Genomic DNA, 17,264 nt, shown 5'->3' on the forward strand with positions numbered 1-17,264 from the left:
CACTCCTTTGGTGACGAATGAGGGGCGCCCGCAGGCGCCCCTCATCGTGCCGTATGGATCAGCCGCGAGGCTTCTCGACCATCTCGGTGGTCTCGATCTCGTCGCCGATCTGGATGTCGTTGTACTTGCCCAGGCCGATACCCGCCTCGAAGTCCGTGCGGACCTCGGTGACGTCGTCCTTGAAGCGACGCAGCGACTCGATGGCCAGGCCATCGGCGATGACGACGCCGTCGCGGATGACGCGCGCCTTGGCATTGCGCGTGATCGTTCCGGAGCGGACGATGACACCGGCGATGTTGCCGAACTTCGAGGAGCGGAACACCTCGCGGATCTCGGCCACACCCGACTGGACCTCTTCGAACTCGGGCTTGAGCAGGCCCTTGAGCGAGTTCTCGATCTCGTCGATCGCGGAGTAGATCACCGAGTAGAACCGCACGTCGACGCCCTCGCGGGCGGCGGCCTCGCGGGCCTTGGTGTCGGGGCGGACGTTGAAGCCCACGATGATCGCGTTGTCGATCGTCGCCAGGTTCACATCCGACTCGGTGATCGCACCGACGCCGCGGTGGATGATGCGCAGCTGAACCGAGTCGTCGACCTCGATCTTGAGCAGCGATTCCTCCAGCGCCTCGACGGCACCGGAGACGTCGCCCTTGATGATGAGGTTGAGCGTCTCGACCTTGCCCTCTTCGAGCGCCCGGGTGAAGTCCTCGAGCGAGATGCGCTTGCGGGCCTTGGCCAGCAGGGCGTTGCGCTCGACGGCCTCACGCTTCTCAGCGATCTGGCGCGCCATGCGGTCCTCGTCCGTGACGATGAAGACGTCACCGGCGCGCGGCACCGAGTTCAGACCCTGCACCTGCACCGGGCGCGACGGGAAGGCCTCGGAGACCGACTCGCCGTTCTCGTCGAGCATCGCCCGGACGCGGCCGTACGCGGTGCCGGCGACGATCGCGTCGCCGACGCGCAGCGTTCCGGACTGGATCAGCACGGTGGCGACCGAACCACGGCCCTTGTCGAGCTTCGCCTCGATGGCGACACCGCGGGCTGCCTTGTTCGGGTTGGCCGTCAGGTCGAGACCCGCGTCGGCGGTCAGCAGGACCGCGTCGATCAGCTCCTGGATACCCGTGCCCTGGCGAGCCGAGACGTCGACGAACATGACGTCGCCGCCGTACTCCTCGGCGACCAGCCCGTACTCGGTGAGCTGCTGGCGCACCTTGGCCGGGTTGGCCTCGGGCTTGTCGACCTTGTTGACGGCGACCACGATCGGGACATCGGCGGCCTGCGCGTGGTTGAGCGCCTCCACCGTCTGCGGCATGATGCCGTCGTCGGCGGCGACCACCAGGATCGCGATGTCGGTGACCTGAGCACCACGGGCACGCATGGCGGTGAACGCCTCGTGACCGGGGGTGTCGATGAAGGTCACGGCACGGTCGATGCCGTCGTGCTCGGTCCAGATCTGGTATGCACCGATGTGCTGCGTGATGCCGCCGGCCTCGCCCTCGATGACGTTGGACTGGCGGATCGCGTCGAGCAGTCGGGTCTTACCGTGATCGACGTGACCCATGACCGTGACCACGGGCGGGCGGATCTCGAGATCCTCGTCGCTCTCGGCCTCGAGCTCGGCCGCCAGGTCGAGGCCGAAGCCCTCGAGGAGCTCCTTGTCCTCGTCCTCGGGCGAGACCATCTGGATCTTGTAGCCCAGCTCCTCGCCGAGCACCTCGAAGGTCGCCTCGTCGAGCGACTCGGTGGCCGTGGCCATCTCACCCAGGTTGAACAGGATCGTCACCAGGGTGCCAGGCTGCACGGTGTAGCCGTTCAGAGCCTCGAGCTTGTCGGCGAAGTCCGCGATGGATGCGCCGCGGCGCAGACGGATGATCTCGCCGTTGCCCTTCGAGACGTTGACGCCGCCGACGACCGGCGCCGACCGCATCTCGAACTCTTGGCGCTTCGCCCGACGCGACTTGCGCTGCTTACTCTTGCCGCCGCCCTTGCCGAAGGCGCCTGCGGTTCCGCCACCGGGGCCACGACCGCGGCCACCGCCGCCGCCGGGACGACCGGCGAAGCCGCCGCCCGGACGCTGGAAGCCGCCGCCTGCACCTGCACCGGCGCCGCCGGGACGGCCGGGAGCGCCGGGACGCTGCTGGAACGGTGCACCGGGACGTCCGCCCTGACCGCCGCGCGCGCCACCGGGACGACCGGGACGCGGGGCGCCGACGCGGGGGGACCCAGGACGCGGAGCCTGCGGACGCGGGATGTTGCCGGGGGTGGGTCGCTGGCCCATGCCCTGAGCCGAGGCGAAGGGGTTGTTGCCCGGGCGAGGGCCTGCGGGGCGCTGCCCCATGCCCTGAGCCGACGAGAACGGGTTGTTGCCGGGGCGCGGGGCGCCGGGCTTCGGGGCACCGCCGGGCTTCGGGGCGCTGTCACCCGCGGGGGCGCTGCCACCGGGCTTGGGAGCCGACGGTTTGGCGGGTCCGGGCGTGGGCGCGCCGGACGTCGCCGCGGGAGCGGCAGGCTCAGCGGGCGTCTCGACGGCGGCCTCGGCCGGAGCCGTCTTCTTGGCGGGACCCGGCTTGGGTCCGGGGGTCGGCGCCTTGGGCGAGGTGACCGCGGACTTCGCCGCCGGCTTCGCCTCGGTCTTCTCGGCCGGCTTCGCGTTGGGGTCGGCCTCGATCGCAGCGCGCAGCTTGCGCGCCACCGGGGGCTCCACCGTCGAAGACGGGCTCTTCACGAACTCGCCGAGCTCCTTGAGCTTCGCGAGTGCGAACTTGCTGTCAACGCCGAGTTCAGCGGCGATCTCGTGCACACGTGGTTTGGCAGCCACAATTCTCCTGTCTGGGTCGGTCCGCCCAGGCAGGGCAGACCACTAGTCGCGGACGGGTCTCATTTCGAGCCGTTCACTTTGTTTCCATAGCCGTTCAGCCTTTGTTCCGGTGGAAGTACCGTTGGATGGTCTGCGCGTCCTCCGCCTCGGGGAATCCGATGGACGGCGGCACGCGGAGTGCTCGTGCGAAGGCCCGTCTCCGCAGCGCGGTGTCGAGGCACTCGGGCGTCGGATGCAGCCATGCGCCCCTCCCCGGCAGAGCAGCCCTCTCGTCTACGACGAGCCGGTCGTTCTGCACGACCACCCTGATCAGGGCGGATCGAGAGGCACGACCGCGGCAACCTACGCACGTTCGTACAGGTTCCATCTTACACCTCAGCGCGTCGCCCGACGCCCGCCGCCCCGCCGGCGGGCAGGTCGGCGCTGCTCACTCCATCACGCTGTCGGGCTGGATGTCGATCTTGGCGCCGGTCAGCTTGGCGGCGAGGCGGGCATTCTGCCCCTCCTTACCGATGGCGAGCGACAGCTGGTAGTCGGGCACCAGTGCACGCACGGCCTTGGTGCTCGCGTCCAGGACGAACGACGAGGTCACCTTCGCCGGTGACAGGGCGTGCGCGACGAAGGTCGCCAGATCCGGGTGGTGGTCGACAATGTCGATCTTCTCCCCCGCGAGCTCCTCTGTCACAGCACGGACGCGTCGACCCATCTCGCCGATGCACGATCCCTTGGCGTTCACCGAGGGATCGTTCGCCTTGACCGCGATCTTGGTGCGGTGGCCCGCCTCGCGGGCGAGCGAGACGATCTCGACGAGGCCGCCGGCGATCTCGGGCACCTCGAGGGCGAAGAGCTTGCGCACGAGGCCGGGGTGGGTGCGCGACACGGTGATCTGCGGACCCTTGGCGCCCTTGGCGACGCTGGTCACGTATACACGCAGGCGACGTCCGTGCCCATAGTCCTCACCGGGCACCTGCTCCTCCGGCGGCAGGATGGCCTCGACAGTGCCGAGGTCGACGTGGATCATGCGCGGGTTGGGACCCTGCTGGATGACGCCGGCGACGATGTCGCCCTCCTTGCCGCGGAACTCGCCGAGAACGGCGTCGTCGGCGATGTCTCGCAGCCGCTGGCTGATGACCTGCTTGGCGGCGTAGGCCGCGATCCTGCCGAAATTCTCGGTCGCAGCCTCCTCCTCGCCGATGACCGCGCCCTCCTCGTCGGTGACGGGCTGCAGGACTGCGACGTGTCCGGTCTTGCGGTCGAGCTCGACCCGCACTCCGGCGGGAACGGAGCCGTCCTCCGAGACGTGCTTGCCGTAGGCGGTGAGGATGGCCTGCTCGATGATCGACACGAGTTCGTCGAAGGGAATCGCCTTCTCCTTCTCGATTCCACGCAGCAGGGCGAGTTCGATGTCCATCAGCGGTCTCCTCTATTCAGCTCTCACCGCGGACAGGTGCTCCGCGGGCATCAGACAAGAATAGCCGATCCGGCGCGGCTCAGCTCGCCGAGGGCAGCTCGTTGATGGCCCGGATCAGGGCGTAGAGCTGGCCGACGCTGCGCTGCTCGAGGTGCAGGGCCAGGCGGGGCAACTCCACGACGTCGCCCGCGCTGCGCTCGACGTCGAGAGGTTCGGTTCGCTCGATGCGTCCGTACTCGCACATGTGCCCGAAGCGCTCGTTGAGGCTCTCGATCTCAGCATCCGTCGGAGCGTGCACCAGACGCAGCACGAGCAGATCGTCGACCCAGCGCAGCGAGTCGTAGTTGCTCCAGAACCCGGTGACGCTGGCGGCCGCCTCGTCCACCGAATCGGTGATCAGCACGCGATCGAGGTCATGCGGTGAGATCACCCCGGCCGGTGCGAGGTGTTCGTCGACGAAGCGCTTCAGTCCGCTCCAGAATGTGCCATCGGGCGCGTCGAGGAGCACTATCGGCATCGGCTCGGCCTTGCCGGTCTGCTGCAGGGTGAGCAGCTCGAACATCTCGTCCATGGTGCCGAAGCCGCCGGGCAGGCAGATGAACCCGCGCGACTCCTTGATCAGCATGAGCTTGCGGGTGAAGAAGTACTTCATCGACACGACCTGCGTGCTCTCGGCGACGATCGTGTTCGCGCGCTCCTCGAACGGCAAGCGGATCGACACGCCGAGAGACATCTTCGATCCGGCGCCCTCGGCCGCCGCCTGCATGATCCCGGGCCCGGCGCCGGTGACGACCATCCAGCCGTCGTCGGCGAGGGCCGACGCCACGTCGCGGGCCTGCACGTACAGCGGGTCGTCCTCACCCGTGCGTGCGGAGCCGAACACCGTGACCTTGGGCACGTGGTGGAACGGCTGGAACAGACGGAATGCGTTGTGCATCTCCTGCAGTGCAGCCGAGGCGATCTTCAGATCGAGTCGGTCGGTGCCCTCCTGTCCCAGCGACAGCGAGGTCTGCAGCAGCCGGGCGATGAGACCCCGCTCGGTGCGGATGCCTGCTTCATCGAGAAGCGCGGTGATCTGCCGGCGCAGGTCTTCGTCAAGTGCGGCGTCCGTCATGCCTCCACCTTCGCACAGCCCTCCCGAGGCGGCCTGCAGAACTCACGCGGTGAGTCGGGCGACCGCCTCGTCGGCCGACAGTGACTCCCGCGCACCGCTGGCGCGGTCCCACAGCTCGACCTGCCCGTCGGCCGCCCCGCGGCCGACGATCACGATCTTCGGCACGCCCACGAGCTCGGCGTCGCCGAACTTGACACCGGGCGACACCTTGACCCGGTCGTCGTAGAGCACATCGAGGCGGGCGGCCTCGAGTCGGTTCGCGATGTCCTCAGCCACGTCGAAGGCGATCTGATCGCGACCGGCGGCGACCACCTGCACGTCGAACGGGGCAACCGACGCGGGCCAGATGAGCCCCTTGTCGTCGTTGTTCAGCTCGGCGATGATCGCCAGGATGCGGGTGACGCCGATGCCGTACGAGCCCATCGTCACCGTGGCCAGCTTGCCGTTCTGGTCGAGCACCTTCAGTCCCAGCGCCTCCGCGTACTTCCGCCCGAGCTGGAAGACGTGGCCGATCTCCATGCCGCGGGCCAGCGAGACCGGGCCCGACCCGTCGGGCGCCGGGTCGCCGTCGCGGACGTTCGCGATCTCGACGGTGCCGTCGGCGGTGAAGTCGCGACCGGCGACGACGGTGTGCGCGTGCTTCTCGTCGATGTTGGCACCGGTGATCCAGCGGGTGCCGTCGGCGACGCGGGGGTCGACCAGGTACCGGATGCCGGTGGCCGACTCCTCGCCGAGCACCGGCCCGGTCGCGGACCACGGTCCGATATAGCCGCGGACGAGCAGCGGGTTCCGCTCGAAGTCCGCGTCGGTGGCGGCCTCGACCTCGGCGGGTGCGAAGGCGACCTCCGCGCGCTTGAGATCGACGTCGCGGTCGCCGGGGATGCCGACGATCACGAGCTCGCGGGAGCCGTCGAGGTGCGTCAGCGCGAGCACGACGTTCTTCAGGGTGTCCGCTGCCGTGTACTCCCCGTCGAGCACGGCGTTGGAGTGCGCGACCAGGGTTTCGATGGTGGGCGTGTCGGGTGAGTCGAAGATCGTCGCCGGTCCCACGCCCTCCCAGCCGACGGCATCCGGAGCGGTGGTGGTGTACGCCTCGACGTTGGCGGCGTAGCCGCCCTCGCTGCGCACGAAGGTGTCCTCTCCGACGGGCGTCGGGTGCAGGAACTCCTCGCTTCGCGAGCCGCCCATCGCGCCGGCATCCGCCTGCACGATCGCGTACTCGAGGCCGAGGCGCCGGAAGATGCGCTCGTAGGCGTCGCGCTGCGCCATGTAGCTGGCGTCGAGGCCCTCGTCGGAGGCGTCGAAGGAGTAGGCGTCCTTCATGGTGAACTCGCGGCCGCGCAGCAGCCCTGCACGGGGACGGGCCTCGTCGCGGTACTTGTCCTGGATCTGATAGAGCGTCAGCGGCAGATCCTTGTACGACGAGTACAGGTCTTTCACGAGCAGGGTGAACGCCTCTTCGTGGGTGGGCGCGAGCAGGTAGTCGCCGCCCTTGCGATCCTGCAGCCGGAACAGCAGGTCGCCGTACTCGTCCCACCGTCCGGTGGCCTCGTATGCTTCGCGGGGCATCAGCGCCGGGAAGTGCACCTCCTGGGCTCCCGCCGCGGCCATCTCCTCGCGGATCACGGTCTCGATCCTCGCCTTCACCCGCAGGCCCAGCGGCAGCCAGGCGAAGATGCCCGCCGCCTGCGGCCGGATGTACCCGGCGCGGATCAGCAGCTTGTGGCTGGCGACCTCGGCGCCGGCCGGGTCTTCGCGAAGCGTGCGGAGGAAGAAGTTCGAGAGACGAGTGACCACGGGGCAAGTCTAGTGACCCGCGGTCACCCGTCCCGTCGTGGTCAGTTCAGGGCTCGGGTGCTCTCCGGGATGACGCCGTTCGCGCACAGATCGGTTCCGAGGTCCTGCAGTGCGGTGAGCGCGACACGCTGCGTCATCGGCCCGTACGATATGCGCGAGACGCCCAATGCCTCGTACTCGGCTGCGGTGAGCGCTCCCGGCAGCCCGATGACGCTGACCTTGTTGCGGCCGATTCCGTCGACCAGGGTGCGGGTGGCATCGGCGTCGAGCACCCCGGGGACGAAGACGGCGGTCGCCCCCGCCTCGATGAACGCGCGACCGCGCTGCACGGCATCCGTCAGCTTGTCGGCGAGCGGCTTGTCGCCGCCGCGAACGATCGCGTCCGTGCGGGCATTGAGCGCGAACGGCACGCCTTCGGCCTCCGCGGCCTTGACGATCGCCTCGACCTTCGCGACGGATTCGGCGAACGGCGCGAGTCGATCCTCGATGTTCGCGCCCACCACGCCGACGCCGATCGCGAGCCGGGTGGTCTCGCCGGCGTCGCCGTATCCGTCGTCGAGGTCGGCGGTGACGGGGAGGTCGACACCGGCGGCGATGCGTCCGACGAAGTCGATCATGAGGTCGCGTGGGATCTGGCCATCCGCGTAGCCGAAGGTCGCCGCGATCGAGTGACCGGCCGTCGCGAGAGCCTTGGTCTCGGGAAGCGCGGCGACGGCCTTCGCTGAGACGACGTCCCAGATGTTGACGACGCGGAGGATCTCGGGGGCGTCGTACAGGTCGATGAGGGTGCGGGCCTTGTCAGCATTCGTCATGCCCTCACGGTAGTGCGCGTGGCGCGGTGCGGGGGCCGCTGTCACCCGAGATCTCCAGGGCTCTGCATAGGGTGGACGCATGCCTCAGCGTCGATCACACGTTTCGCCCTCCGCCGCGCAGAGCGAGCTCGCTGAGGCGCTGACCGCGCTACGCGAGGGGATCGAGGCGCCCGTCGAGTTCCCACCTGAGGCGGTCGCCGAAGCCGAGGCGGCGAGCGCGCCGACGCCGGAGCTGGATCTGCGCGACGTGCCCTTCGCCACTCTCGACCCGCTGGGCTCGAAGGATCTCGACCAGGCGTTCCACCTCGAGCGCGCCGGCTCGGGCTACCAGGTGCGGTACGCGATCGCCGATGTGCCCGGCTTCGTGACGCCCGGTGGCGCCGTCGACGCGCAGGCCCGCCTGCGCGGGCAGACCCTCTATCTCGCGGACGGCAGCATCCCGCTGCACCCCCGGGTGCTGTCCGAGGATCGCGCGTCGCTGCTTCCGGATGCCGAGCGGCCGGCGCTCGTGTGGACGTTCACCCTCGACGCCGAGGGGTCGAAGACGGACTTCCGGCTCGAGCGCGCCCTCATCCGGTCGCGGGCGCAGCTCGACTACGTCTCGGCACAGGCATCCGTCGATCGGGACGGAGATCACCATCTCGCTCTGCTGCGGGAGATCGGCGAACTGCGCCGAGTGCAGGAGGCCGAACGCGGTGGCGCGAGTCTTAACCTGCCTGATGAGGAGGTCGTGCAGCGCGCGGACGGCCGTTACGACATCGAGCGCCGCCACCCACTGGCCGTCGAGGACTGGAACGCGCAGCTGTCGCTTCTGACGGGGATGGCAGCGGCCGAGCTGATGATCGACGCGAAGGTGGGCGTGCTGCGCACCATGCCGCAGCCGGACGAGCAGGCCTTCGCGCGCTTCCGCCGGCAGACCGAAGCGCTGGGGCGGCCGTGGAAGGACGGCCGGTACGGCGAGTACCTGCGCGCGCTCGACAAGAACGATCCGCTGACGCTGCCCGTTCTCGAGGCTGCGGCGTCGCTGTTCCGCGGCGCCGGCTACGTCACCTTCGACGGGCGACTGCCCGACGGTGACCTCGAACAGGCCGCGATCGGCGCACCCTACGCGCACGCCACCGCTCCCCTGCGCAGACTGGTCGACCGGTGGTCGCTGGCGATCTGCGAGGCCGTATCGCAGGGCCGACCCGCGCCGGACTGGGCACGCGACTCACTCGCGGAGCTGCCGTCGCTCATGCAGGAGTCGGCGCAACGGGCGTCGCGGCTGGATGCCGAGACCCTCAACCGTGTCGAGGCGGCGCTGCTGCAGCCGCTGGTCGGGACACGGATCGACGCCACGGTCATCGAGCTGCGCGGCGAGGATCGCGCCGCGGTGCAGATCGCGGAACCCGCCGTGACGGCCACGGCACCCGTGCCCGCGGACGCCGAGCCGGGCTCGCACGTGCAGCTTCACCTGATCGCCGTCGACATCGCCCACGGCGAGGTGGAGTTCGCCGCGTGAACAGCTGGCATGGTGGTCGCCTGCAGCGCTCTCAGGCGGCATGGGTACACGCGCGTCTGTCCGAGCCGACGCTGATCGACGACCTGTCGTGGGATTCGTCGGACTCAGTGGTGCTGCACGTGCGCACGACAGACGGCGATGTCATCGTGAAGGCAGGCGGCCCGGCGAATCACCACATCGGCCGTGAGATCAGCGCCCACGTGGGGTGGACGGCGCCTCTCGAGGCGACCGGGCATGCTGCCCGGCTGCTCGACAGCTCCGCTGACGAGCGGGTGATGGTGCTCGCGCACCTGCCTGGTGAGCTGGTCGAGGGGACTGACGCCGAAGGGCATCCGTCCACCTACGTTCAGGCGGGGAACCTGCTGCGGCGGCTGCACGACCGCGAGCAGCGCACGGATGCCGTATATGAGCGCCGGGCGAATGAGCGCGCCCTCGCCTGGTTGGACGGCACTCACCGGGTGGATCGAGCATCCGCAGCGCACGCGCGAGGCGTCCTCCTGGCAGATCCCGCAGCCCCGGTGACGGTCGTGCCCACCCATGGCGATTGGCAGCCGCGCAATTGGCTGGTTGACGACGGTACGGTGCGGGTGATCGACTTCGGGCGCTTCGCGTTCCGCCCCGCCGCCTCCGATCTCGCCCGACTCGCCGCGCAGCAGTGGCGAGACGACCCGACCCTTGAGGCTGCGTTCTTCACTGGCTACGGCGGCGATCCCCGCATCCCGGACCGCTGGCGGATGGATGCCCTTCGTGAGGCCATCGGCACGGCCTGCTGGGCGTTCCAGGTCGGCGACGAGGCCTTCGAGGCGCAGGGGCACCGGATGATCGCAGAGGCGCTCGCCGCGTTCTGATCCGCCGCTGCTGCTCCGCACCGCTAAGCATTCGGGCGGAATATCTCCGGTAGTGCCTCGACGAAGCCCTCGAAATGGCTGTACCACATGGAATGGGCAGCGCCGTCGATGGCTCGGACGTCGACGCCGGCGAGGCGCAGTGCGTTCGCGTCGTCGTCGGAGACGAACCGGCTCGGATGCGCCCGAACGAGGATCGCACCGGCGCCAGGACGGTGATCGACGTCCGACTCCGATGACACCGATGCCGCAGTCGCCGGATCGAAGCGCCAGGCCGCCCTGGCCTCGACGACCGCGTCGTCAGCGCTGTAGAAGAATCGACTCTGTCGCAGCCGATCGGCGTCGATACGTGCGCGACGGTCTGCCTCGTACTGCGTGGTGAGTTCGCTGACGTCGCCGCCCCCGGCGAACGCGCATACGGTGTCGACGTAGACCTGCGTGTCGAGGGCGAGGCGCGCCGCTGCGGCGCTCAGGACGGTTCCGCCGTAGGAGTGTCCTATGCCGGCGAGTCGACGAGGATGGCCGATGAGCCGATGCCGGTGCGCGAGCGCGGCGACCGTCGCAACCACCGCATCCGCAGCCGAGCCGACCGAGCCTCGCGGATCGCGCGGCGACAGCCCGTGGCCCGGCAGATCCAGCGCTATCACGCGCGTGCCCTGTGCCGCGAGCCGTTCGCTGACTCGCCACCAGCTCTCCGACGATCCCATCATGCCGTGCAGCAGGAGGACGCTGCGTTCGGCGTCGGCGGGCCCGGTGACGACGGCGTTCAGCAGCATCCGCTCAGTCAAGCATGGGTGTCACCAGGGCCATGCGCCGGGGCCGCCGATCCGCGCGGCGTGAAGAGTACGCGAACCGCCGCATCTGATCGGCGACGACCTGTCCGGTGACGATCGATCCGGTGAGGCGGTGACGTACTCCTTCGCGGGTGAGATATTCGAGGTGTTCGCATACACCGCGGACGGTTTCGCCGAATGGGCCGCGCGAGATATGGAGCGCTTTCGACCCGTGATCGTGGAGATGCTCGTGCACGGCTTCCCGGTGCGCCGAGATCGGACTCTCGACGCGTTGCGGACGTTCTGGGCAGACCGACTGGCTGAGGGGCCGACGCTGGCGGATGCCGAATCCCGGCTTCGCCGATACATCATCACCGACCTGCTCGACGATCTGCGTGATGCGACGGATCCCCTCGAGAAGCAGGTGATCTCCGGTCTGCTGTTCGAGCGGACGGCAGAGCTCATGCTGCTGCTGACGGGAAAGTGGATCGGAACGGGCAAATGGCTTCCCCGGCGCCTGCGCGAGTGGGACGCGACGCGCGCACAAGCGCTCGCCGAACCCTTGGTGTCCGGGGATCATGCCGCGTTGGCCGAGCAGGTTCACGCGGAACTCGATCGTGCCGGCGGACGCGTGCAGGCGGGCTTCCGACGATGAGACGGATGTTCAGTGTCTCCGAGGTTCGCGCGACCCATTCACTGGCCTGTCTCGTCCCGCGTGAAGACGGGTGATCAGGCCGGCGTGACCGTCGTCGTCATGACGAGCAGCTGCGGGTCACTCAGATCCAGGGCGACTCTGATGGAGGAGAATTCGGCCAGCGACCGCACGTGCGTGCCACCGCAAAGGAATCCGACCTCGCCCTCGGGCAGCGTGCAGCGCCAGGTGCGACGGTCGATGATGCTCGGCCCGTCGACATCGATGCGACTCCGACCCGCCGAGGCGATCCAGCCGGCGAGCGTCTCGTTGATCTGCGTCTCACGCTCGGCGAGCGTGGCGGCGAAGCCCTCCGAGTCGAACCCGGCCTTGCGCAGGCTCTTGCCCAGACGGTACTCGTCGACGCTGCCGTCGGCGTGGATGCGGCTGGACTGATTCGCCTTCCCCTCGAAGTCGGGATTGCCGAGGGGATCGGTGCCGATCTCCTTGCGCCACAGGTCGGCCAGCGCCGCGTCGAGCGCGAGAGATGCCAGATGGCACGCGGTGTGGCCTCGGCTCAGCGACGCCCGGCGATCGGCATCCACTGTCAGTGTGACGGAGGCGCCGACGGCGATATCTGCCGGGATCGCTCCCTCGGTCCGGTGGCCGACCATCCACGTCCAGCCTTCCCCACCGCGCTTGACGGGGATGTCGGCTCCGATGGCCAAGGCACCTTCATCACTGATGGCAGCCATGACGGCCTCGGTCACACGCACCTGCACGTCACCGGCGGTGATGAACCCGGCGTCGCCGGGCTGGTCGGGCCAGGTGTGGTCGACAGGATGGAACGGGGTGGCGTCCACCACCACGATCGCGGCGGTCTGATCGACGAGAAGCACCTCGCCCTCGCCGGTCAGTGCGCCATCGGGGAACGAGACGAGCGTCGACTGCATGGCTTCCTCTCGCCGGCTCAGCCGGTGATGACCTGGGCGGTGCCGAGCGGTGCGTCGGAGCCCATCTCGGCTGCGATGCGGTTGGCCTCTTCGATGAGCGTGGCGACGATATCGGCCTCGGGGACGGTCTTGATGACCTCGCCCTTGACGAAGATCTGGCCCTTGCCGTTGCCCGATGCGACGCCGAGGTCAGCCTCACGCGCCTCGCCGGGGCCGTTCACGACACAGCCCATCACGGCGACACGCAGCGGGACCGTCATGTCCTTGAGCCCCTCGGTGACGTCTTCGGCGAGCGAGTACACGTCGACCTGCGCACGACCGCACGACGGGCACGACACGATCTCGAGCTTGCGCTCGCGCAGGTTCAGCGACTGCAGGATCTGATGCCCGACCTTCACCTCTTCTGCGGGCGGCGCCGACAGCGAGACGCGGATCGTGTCGCCGATTCCCTCGCCCAGCAGGATGCCGAATGCGGTGGCGCTCTTGATCGTGCCCTGGAACGCCGGGCCCGCTTCGGTCACGCCGAGGTGCAGCGGCCAGTCGCCGCGTTCGGCAAGCTGGCGGTACGCCTTCACCATGACGACGGGGTCGTTGTGCTTGACCGAGATCTTGAAATCGTGGAAGTCGTGCTCCTCGAAGAGCGAGGCCTCCCACACCGCGCTCTCGACCAGAGCCTCCGGCGTTGCCTTGCCGTACTTCTCGAGCAGTCGGCGGTCGAGAGACCCGGCGTTCACGCCGATGCGCAGCGAGACGTCGGCCGCCTGCGCGGCCTTGGCGATCGCGCCGACCTGGTCGTCGAACTTGCGGATGTTGCCGGGGTTCACGCGCACCGCCGCGCACCCGGCGTCGATCGCCTGGAACACGTACTTCGGCTGGAAGTGGATGTCGGCGATCACCGGGATCTGGCTCTTCTTCGCGATGATGTGAAGCACATCGGCGTCGTCCTGCGACGGCACGGCGACGCGAACGATCTCGCAGCCGGATGCCGTGAGCTCGGCGATCTGCTGCAGCGTGCCGTTGATGTCGGTGGTCTTGGTCGTCGTCATCGACTGCACGCTGACCGGGGCATCTCCGCCGACGAGCACCTTGCCGACCCGGATCTGACGGGACTTGCGACGCGGGGCGAGGACTTCGGGGACGCGCGGCATCCCAAGATTCACTGCAGGCACGCGTCCAGGCTACCGCCGCCCGATCGACGTCGGCTGGAAGCGGGCCTCTTCGTGTCCGTCACGACATCCACGAGAGTATGGACTCTATCGAATCTTTGTTCTATACTGGTGGCATGCTCATCGATGAGGAGTCCGGGCCGATGCCGCAGTCGGCGGGTGATGTGCTGGGGGTGCTTCTCGATGACGTGACCTGTTCGGAGGTGGACGCGAATCGGTATGCGGCGCGTCAGGCGCAGCGGGTGGTGGAGGCGGTGGATTTCGCGCGTCGGCATCCGGAGGTCTACACGATCGACGCGGATGTGCAGATGGCGGAGCGGGCTGTTGTTCTGGAGCTGTCGCTGCGGTTGCGGATCTCGCAGGAGCGGGTGCGGGAGCTGTGTTCTGTCGCGGAGACCGCGACGCGGGATCTGCCGCTGCTGTGGCAGCGCGCCCGTGACGGGTTCGCGTCGATGCACAACGTCGGCGTGATCGTCACCGCCGCCGGCGCGCTCGCCTCCCCGGTGGGTGCGCCGCGGGAGGTCGAGGATGCCGAGGCCGCCGCGCTCGCGACGCTTGACCGAGCGGCGCACGAGTGGGTGCTGACCTGCTCATCGGCGGTGCTGCGGCAGCGGGCGAAGAGGCTCGTCGACCGGATCACCGGCGACAGCGCCGCGCGTCGGCACACCCGTGCGATGGCCGACCGGCATGTCGGCCGCTCCCCCGCCGGCGACGGGATGTCCTGGATCACCGCGCTCGTGCCCACTCACGAAGCCGTCGCGGTGATGCGGCGCCTGACCGCCACGGCCAAGCACACCCAGAAAGACAGGCGCGACGGGCGCACGCGGGATCAGATCCGTGCCGACCTGTTCAGCGCCTGGCTGCGCGGCATCGGCACCGCCACGGCGGTGGAGACGAAGATCTTCGTCACCGTGCCCGTCCAACTCCTCGCCGGCGAACCCGTCGCCGTCGAGTCCGCCTCGATCGTCGGCGGTGACAGCATCGACCCACTCACGGCGAAGCAGCTCTTCCTCGATGCCCGCGGCTTCCGCCGGGTGATCACCGACCCCGTCAAGGGCGTGGTCGTCGACATGGACCGCCGCACCTACCGCCCCACCCGAGCACAACGCGACTGGCTCACCCTGCACCACGGCACCTGCTCCCGCGACGGATGCACCCGCCTCGCCCTCGACGCCGACCTCGACCACGACCGCCCCTGGGCCGAAGGCGGGACCACAGATCTGACGCAACTGCGACCACTCTGCCCGCGCGACCACACCATCCGACATCGCACCCGCGTCCGCTATCGCACCCGACCCGACCGCACCGTCCAGATCGTCTCCCCCACCGGATACACCAGCACCGCACCACCACCCTTCTGAACCGTTGGAAGCGGGCACCGTGTCCGTCATACGCCCGATCGCGCCCCGCGCGATGTGCTAATTTCACGGTATGTCCGCGACCCGCACCTGGTGGCCCGCCTTCTAGGCGGTGATTCGCGTACCCACGAGATCAGACCGCCTTCCGGGGCGGTCTTTTTCTTGTCCGCACCGGATCCCCGACCGAGGAGACACCGATGACCGCAGTTCCGCTCGCCCGACTGGCTGAGCTCACGGCCGATCACGACGCATCGTTCGTGCTGATCGCGCGTGAGGGCGGCATCGACCTGCTCACGGGCGATATCGCCGATGTGGATCATCTCGCCGACATCCCGCTCGACGGCCCAGATGGACCTCGCGAGGTGTTCGCCCTGGTTCCGTACCGCCAGGTGCGCGAGCGCGGGTTCGACGCGCAGGACGACGGCACGCCCCTGCGCTGCCTGCTCGTCGACGAGCACATGCAGATCGACAGGGCCGAGCTGATCGCCGCCCTCCCGCAGAGCCCGATCGCGCTCAGCGATGGAGGCTTCGACATCTCCGATGACGACTACGCCGACATCGTCGAGCGCGTCATCGCCGATGAGATCGGCAGGGGCGAAGGGGCGAACTTCGTCATCCGTCGCGACTACCGCGCGAGGTTCGACGCCGACGACCGCACGGCCGCCCTCACCTGGTTCCGCGCCCTGCTAGAGCACGAGCGCGGGGCGTACTGGACGTTCGCGGTCATCACCCCGGGCCACATCGCCGTCGGCGCCAGTCCCGAGGCGCACGTCGTCGCACGCGACGGCGTCGTGACCATGAATCCCATCTCGGGCACCTTCCGCCACCCGGCGGGCGGATCGACTCGCGAATCGCTGACCGAGTTCCTCTCCTCGACCAAAGAGACCGAAGAGCTGTTCATGGTCGTCGATGAAGAGCTCAAGATGATGAGCCAGGTCTGCTCGGACGGCGGGCGGATCACCGGCCCGCACCTCAAGGAGATGTCGCGACTCACGCACACCGAGTACATGCTGCGCGGCCGCAGTCGCCTCGATCCGCGTGACATCCTGCGCGAGACGATGTTCGCCCCCACCGTGACCGGATCGCCGATGCAGAACGCGTGCGCGGTCATCCGCAGACACGAACGGTCTCCGCGAGGCTACTACTCGGGCGTCGCCGCGCTCTTCACCCCCAACGGCGAGGGCGGACACGATCTGGACGCCCCGATCCTCATCCGCACGGTGTATCTCTCCGACAGGCAGCTGCGAGTGCCGGTCGGTGCCACGCTGGTGCGCCACTCCGACCCGCTCGGCGAGGTCAGCGAGACGCACGGCAAGGCGGCCGGCGTGCTCGGCGCAATCGGCGCGATCGAGCGTGACCGTGCTGCCGAGGCGCGGGATGACGACGCACCGAGCGAGACGCGGCTGGCCGACGACCCCGAGGTCGCCGCTCTGCTGGCGTCCCGAAACACTCGCCTCGCCGACTTCTGGATGCAGCCGCAGAATGCCCACCCCGGTGGCCGCTTCGCCGGTCGGAGTGCGCTGGTCGTCGACGCCGAAGACCGCTTCACCACCATGCTCGCCCACCAGCTGCGCCACCTGGGACTCGACGTCGAGATCGCCGCGTGGGACGTCGTGACCGACAGCGCGATCGATGCCGCAGACCTCGTCGTCGCAGGCCCAGGGCCGGGCGATCCCCGCGACGCCGCCTCGCCGCGCATAGCGCGCATGCAGCAGGTCGTCGCGCGCCGTCGCGACGCAGGGGCACCGCTTCTCGCCGTGTGCCTGAGCCATCAGATCCTCGCTGACCGGCTCGGCATCGACCTGGTGCCGCTCGATGCACCGCATCAGGGCGTGCAGAAGACCGTTCCGGTCTTCGGGCAGGACGCCTCGGTCGGCTTCTACAACACCTTCACCGCCCGGGTCGCACCCGGCACCACTTCGGTGGCGGATGCCGAAGTGTCGGCTGATGCCTCCAGTGGCGACGTCTACGCGCTGCGTGGCGAGCGCTTCGCGTCCGTGCAGGGGCACCTCGAGTCGATACTGTCGCGCGACGGACTCGAGACGCTCGAACGGCTCGCCGCCCACGCCCTCGCCTGACTCGCGA

Annotated in this window: 14 protein-coding genes; 5 read left to right on the forward strand and 9 right to left on the reverse strand. The window is 69.0% G+C overall.

Going from position 1 to position 17,264, the window contains the following annotated elements; all coding sequences use genetic code 11:
* Nucleotides 1-58: 58 nt before the first annotated feature.
* The 6 genes from infB to PGB26_RS12280 all read right to left on the reverse strand — a co-directional run bounded on the left by infB (nt 59) and on the right by PGB26_RS12280 (nt 7,952).
* The gene (infB, locus tag PGB26_RS12255; RefSeq protein WP_271637905.1) at nt 59-2,818 is read right to left on the reverse strand and encodes a translation initiation factor IF-2; all 2,760 of its coding nucleotides are present in this window, start codon (nt 2,816-2,818) and stop codon (nt 59-61) included.
* A gap of 94 nt (nt 2,819-2,912) precedes the next feature.
* Nucleotides 2,913-3,185 carry a YlxR family protein gene (locus PGB26_RS12260; protein WP_271637906.1) on the reverse strand — a complete coding sequence of 91 codons (273 nt, stop codon included), beginning with the start codon at nt 3,183-3,185 and terminating at the stop codon, nt 2,913-2,915.
* Nucleotides 3,186-3,245: 60 nt separating this feature from the next.
* Nucleotides 3,246-4,229: a transcription termination factor NusA gene (gene nusA, locus PGB26_RS12265; RefSeq protein WP_271637907.1), complete on the reverse strand. Its 984-nt coding sequence runs from the start codon at nt 4,227-4,229 to the stop codon at nt 3,246-3,248.
* Nucleotides 4,230-4,308: 79 nt separating this feature from the next.
* Entirely contained in the window at nt 4,309-5,343 is a 1,035-nt protein-coding gene (locus tag PGB26_RS12270) for a TIGR00730 family Rossman fold protein (protein WP_271637908.1), read from the reverse strand.
* Nucleotides 5,344-5,385: 42 nt separating this feature from the next.
* Complete coding sequence (locus PGB26_RS12275; RefSeq protein ID WP_271637909.1) at nt 5,386-7,140, reverse strand: proline--tRNA ligase; 1,755 nt, start codon at nt 7,138-7,140, stop codon at nt 5,386-5,388.
* A gap of 41 nt (nt 7,141-7,181) precedes the next feature.
* Nucleotides 7,182-7,952, reverse strand: a complete 771-nt coding sequence (locus tag PGB26_RS12280; RefSeq protein ID WP_271637910.1) for an isocitrate lyase/PEP mutase family protein — start codon at nt 7,950-7,952, stop codon at nt 7,182-7,184.
* Nucleotides 7,953-8,031: 79 nt separating this feature from the next.
* Between PGB26_RS12280 and PGB26_RS12285 the strand changes: the two genes are divergently transcribed.
* A complete protein-coding gene (locus PGB26_RS12285; RefSeq protein WP_271637911.1) occupies nt 8,032-9,453 on the forward strand; it encodes an RNB domain-containing ribonuclease in 1,422 nt (473 codons plus the stop codon).
* Nucleotides 9,450-10,301 carry a phosphotransferase gene (locus PGB26_RS12290; protein WP_271637912.1) on the forward strand — a complete coding sequence of 284 codons (852 nt, stop codon included), beginning with the start codon at nt 9,450-9,452 and terminating at the stop codon, nt 10,299-10,301. The genes PGB26_RS12285 and PGB26_RS12290 overlap by 4 nt, the downstream gene beginning before the upstream one ends.
* 23 nt (nt 10,302-10,324) lie before the next feature.
* Here the strand turns inward: PGB26_RS12290 and PGB26_RS12295 are convergent, their stop codons facing one another.
* Nucleotides 10,325-11,074, reverse strand: a complete 750-nt coding sequence (locus tag PGB26_RS12295; protein ID WP_271637913.1) for an alpha/beta hydrolase — start codon at nt 11,072-11,074, stop codon at nt 10,325-10,327.
* Nucleotides 11,075-11,204: 130 nt separating this feature from the next.
* Here PGB26_RS12295 and PGB26_RS12300 point away from each other — a divergent pair, with 130 nt between their 5' ends.
* Complete coding sequence (locus PGB26_RS12300) at nt 11,205-11,726, forward strand: hypothetical protein (protein ID WP_271637914.1); 522 nt, start codon at nt 11,205-11,207, stop codon at nt 11,724-11,726.
* A 74-nt stretch (nt 11,727-11,800) separates the two neighbouring features.
* Here PGB26_RS12300 and PGB26_RS12305 read toward each other — a convergent pair whose 3' ends face one another.
* Nucleotides 11,801-12,655, reverse strand: coding sequence for a hypothetical protein (locus PGB26_RS12305; protein ID WP_271637915.1), 855 nt, complete (start codon nt 12,653-12,655; stop codon nt 11,801-11,803).
* Between the two features lie 17 nt (nt 12,656-12,672).
* On the reverse strand, nt 12,673-13,803 hold the full coding sequence (gene ispG, locus PGB26_RS12310) for a flavodoxin-dependent (E)-4-hydroxy-3-methylbut-2-enyl-diphosphate synthase (protein ID WP_271639662.1): 1,131 nt from the start codon (nt 13,801-13,803) through the stop codon (nt 12,673-12,675).
* A 134-nt stretch (nt 13,804-13,937) separates the two neighbouring features.
* Here ispG and PGB26_RS12315 point away from each other — a divergent pair, with 134 nt between their 5' ends.
* Nucleotides 13,938-15,182, forward strand: coding sequence for an HNH endonuclease signature motif containing protein (locus PGB26_RS12315; RefSeq protein ID WP_271637917.1), 1,245 nt, complete (start codon nt 13,938-13,940; stop codon nt 15,180-15,182).
* A 194-nt stretch (nt 15,183-15,376) separates the two neighbouring features.
* Nucleotides 15,377-17,257 carry an anthranilate synthase family protein gene (locus tag PGB26_RS12320; protein ID WP_271637918.1) on the forward strand — a complete coding sequence of 627 codons (1,881 nt, stop codon included), beginning with the start codon at nt 15,377-15,379 and terminating at the stop codon, nt 17,255-17,257.
* The last annotated feature ends 7 nt before the right edge of the window (nt 17,258-17,264 follow it).

The organism is Microbacterium sp. nov. GSS16, from assembly GCF_028198145.1.
Taxonomy (GTDB): Bacteria; Actinomycetota; Actinomycetes; order Actinomycetales; family Microbacteriaceae; genus Microbacterium.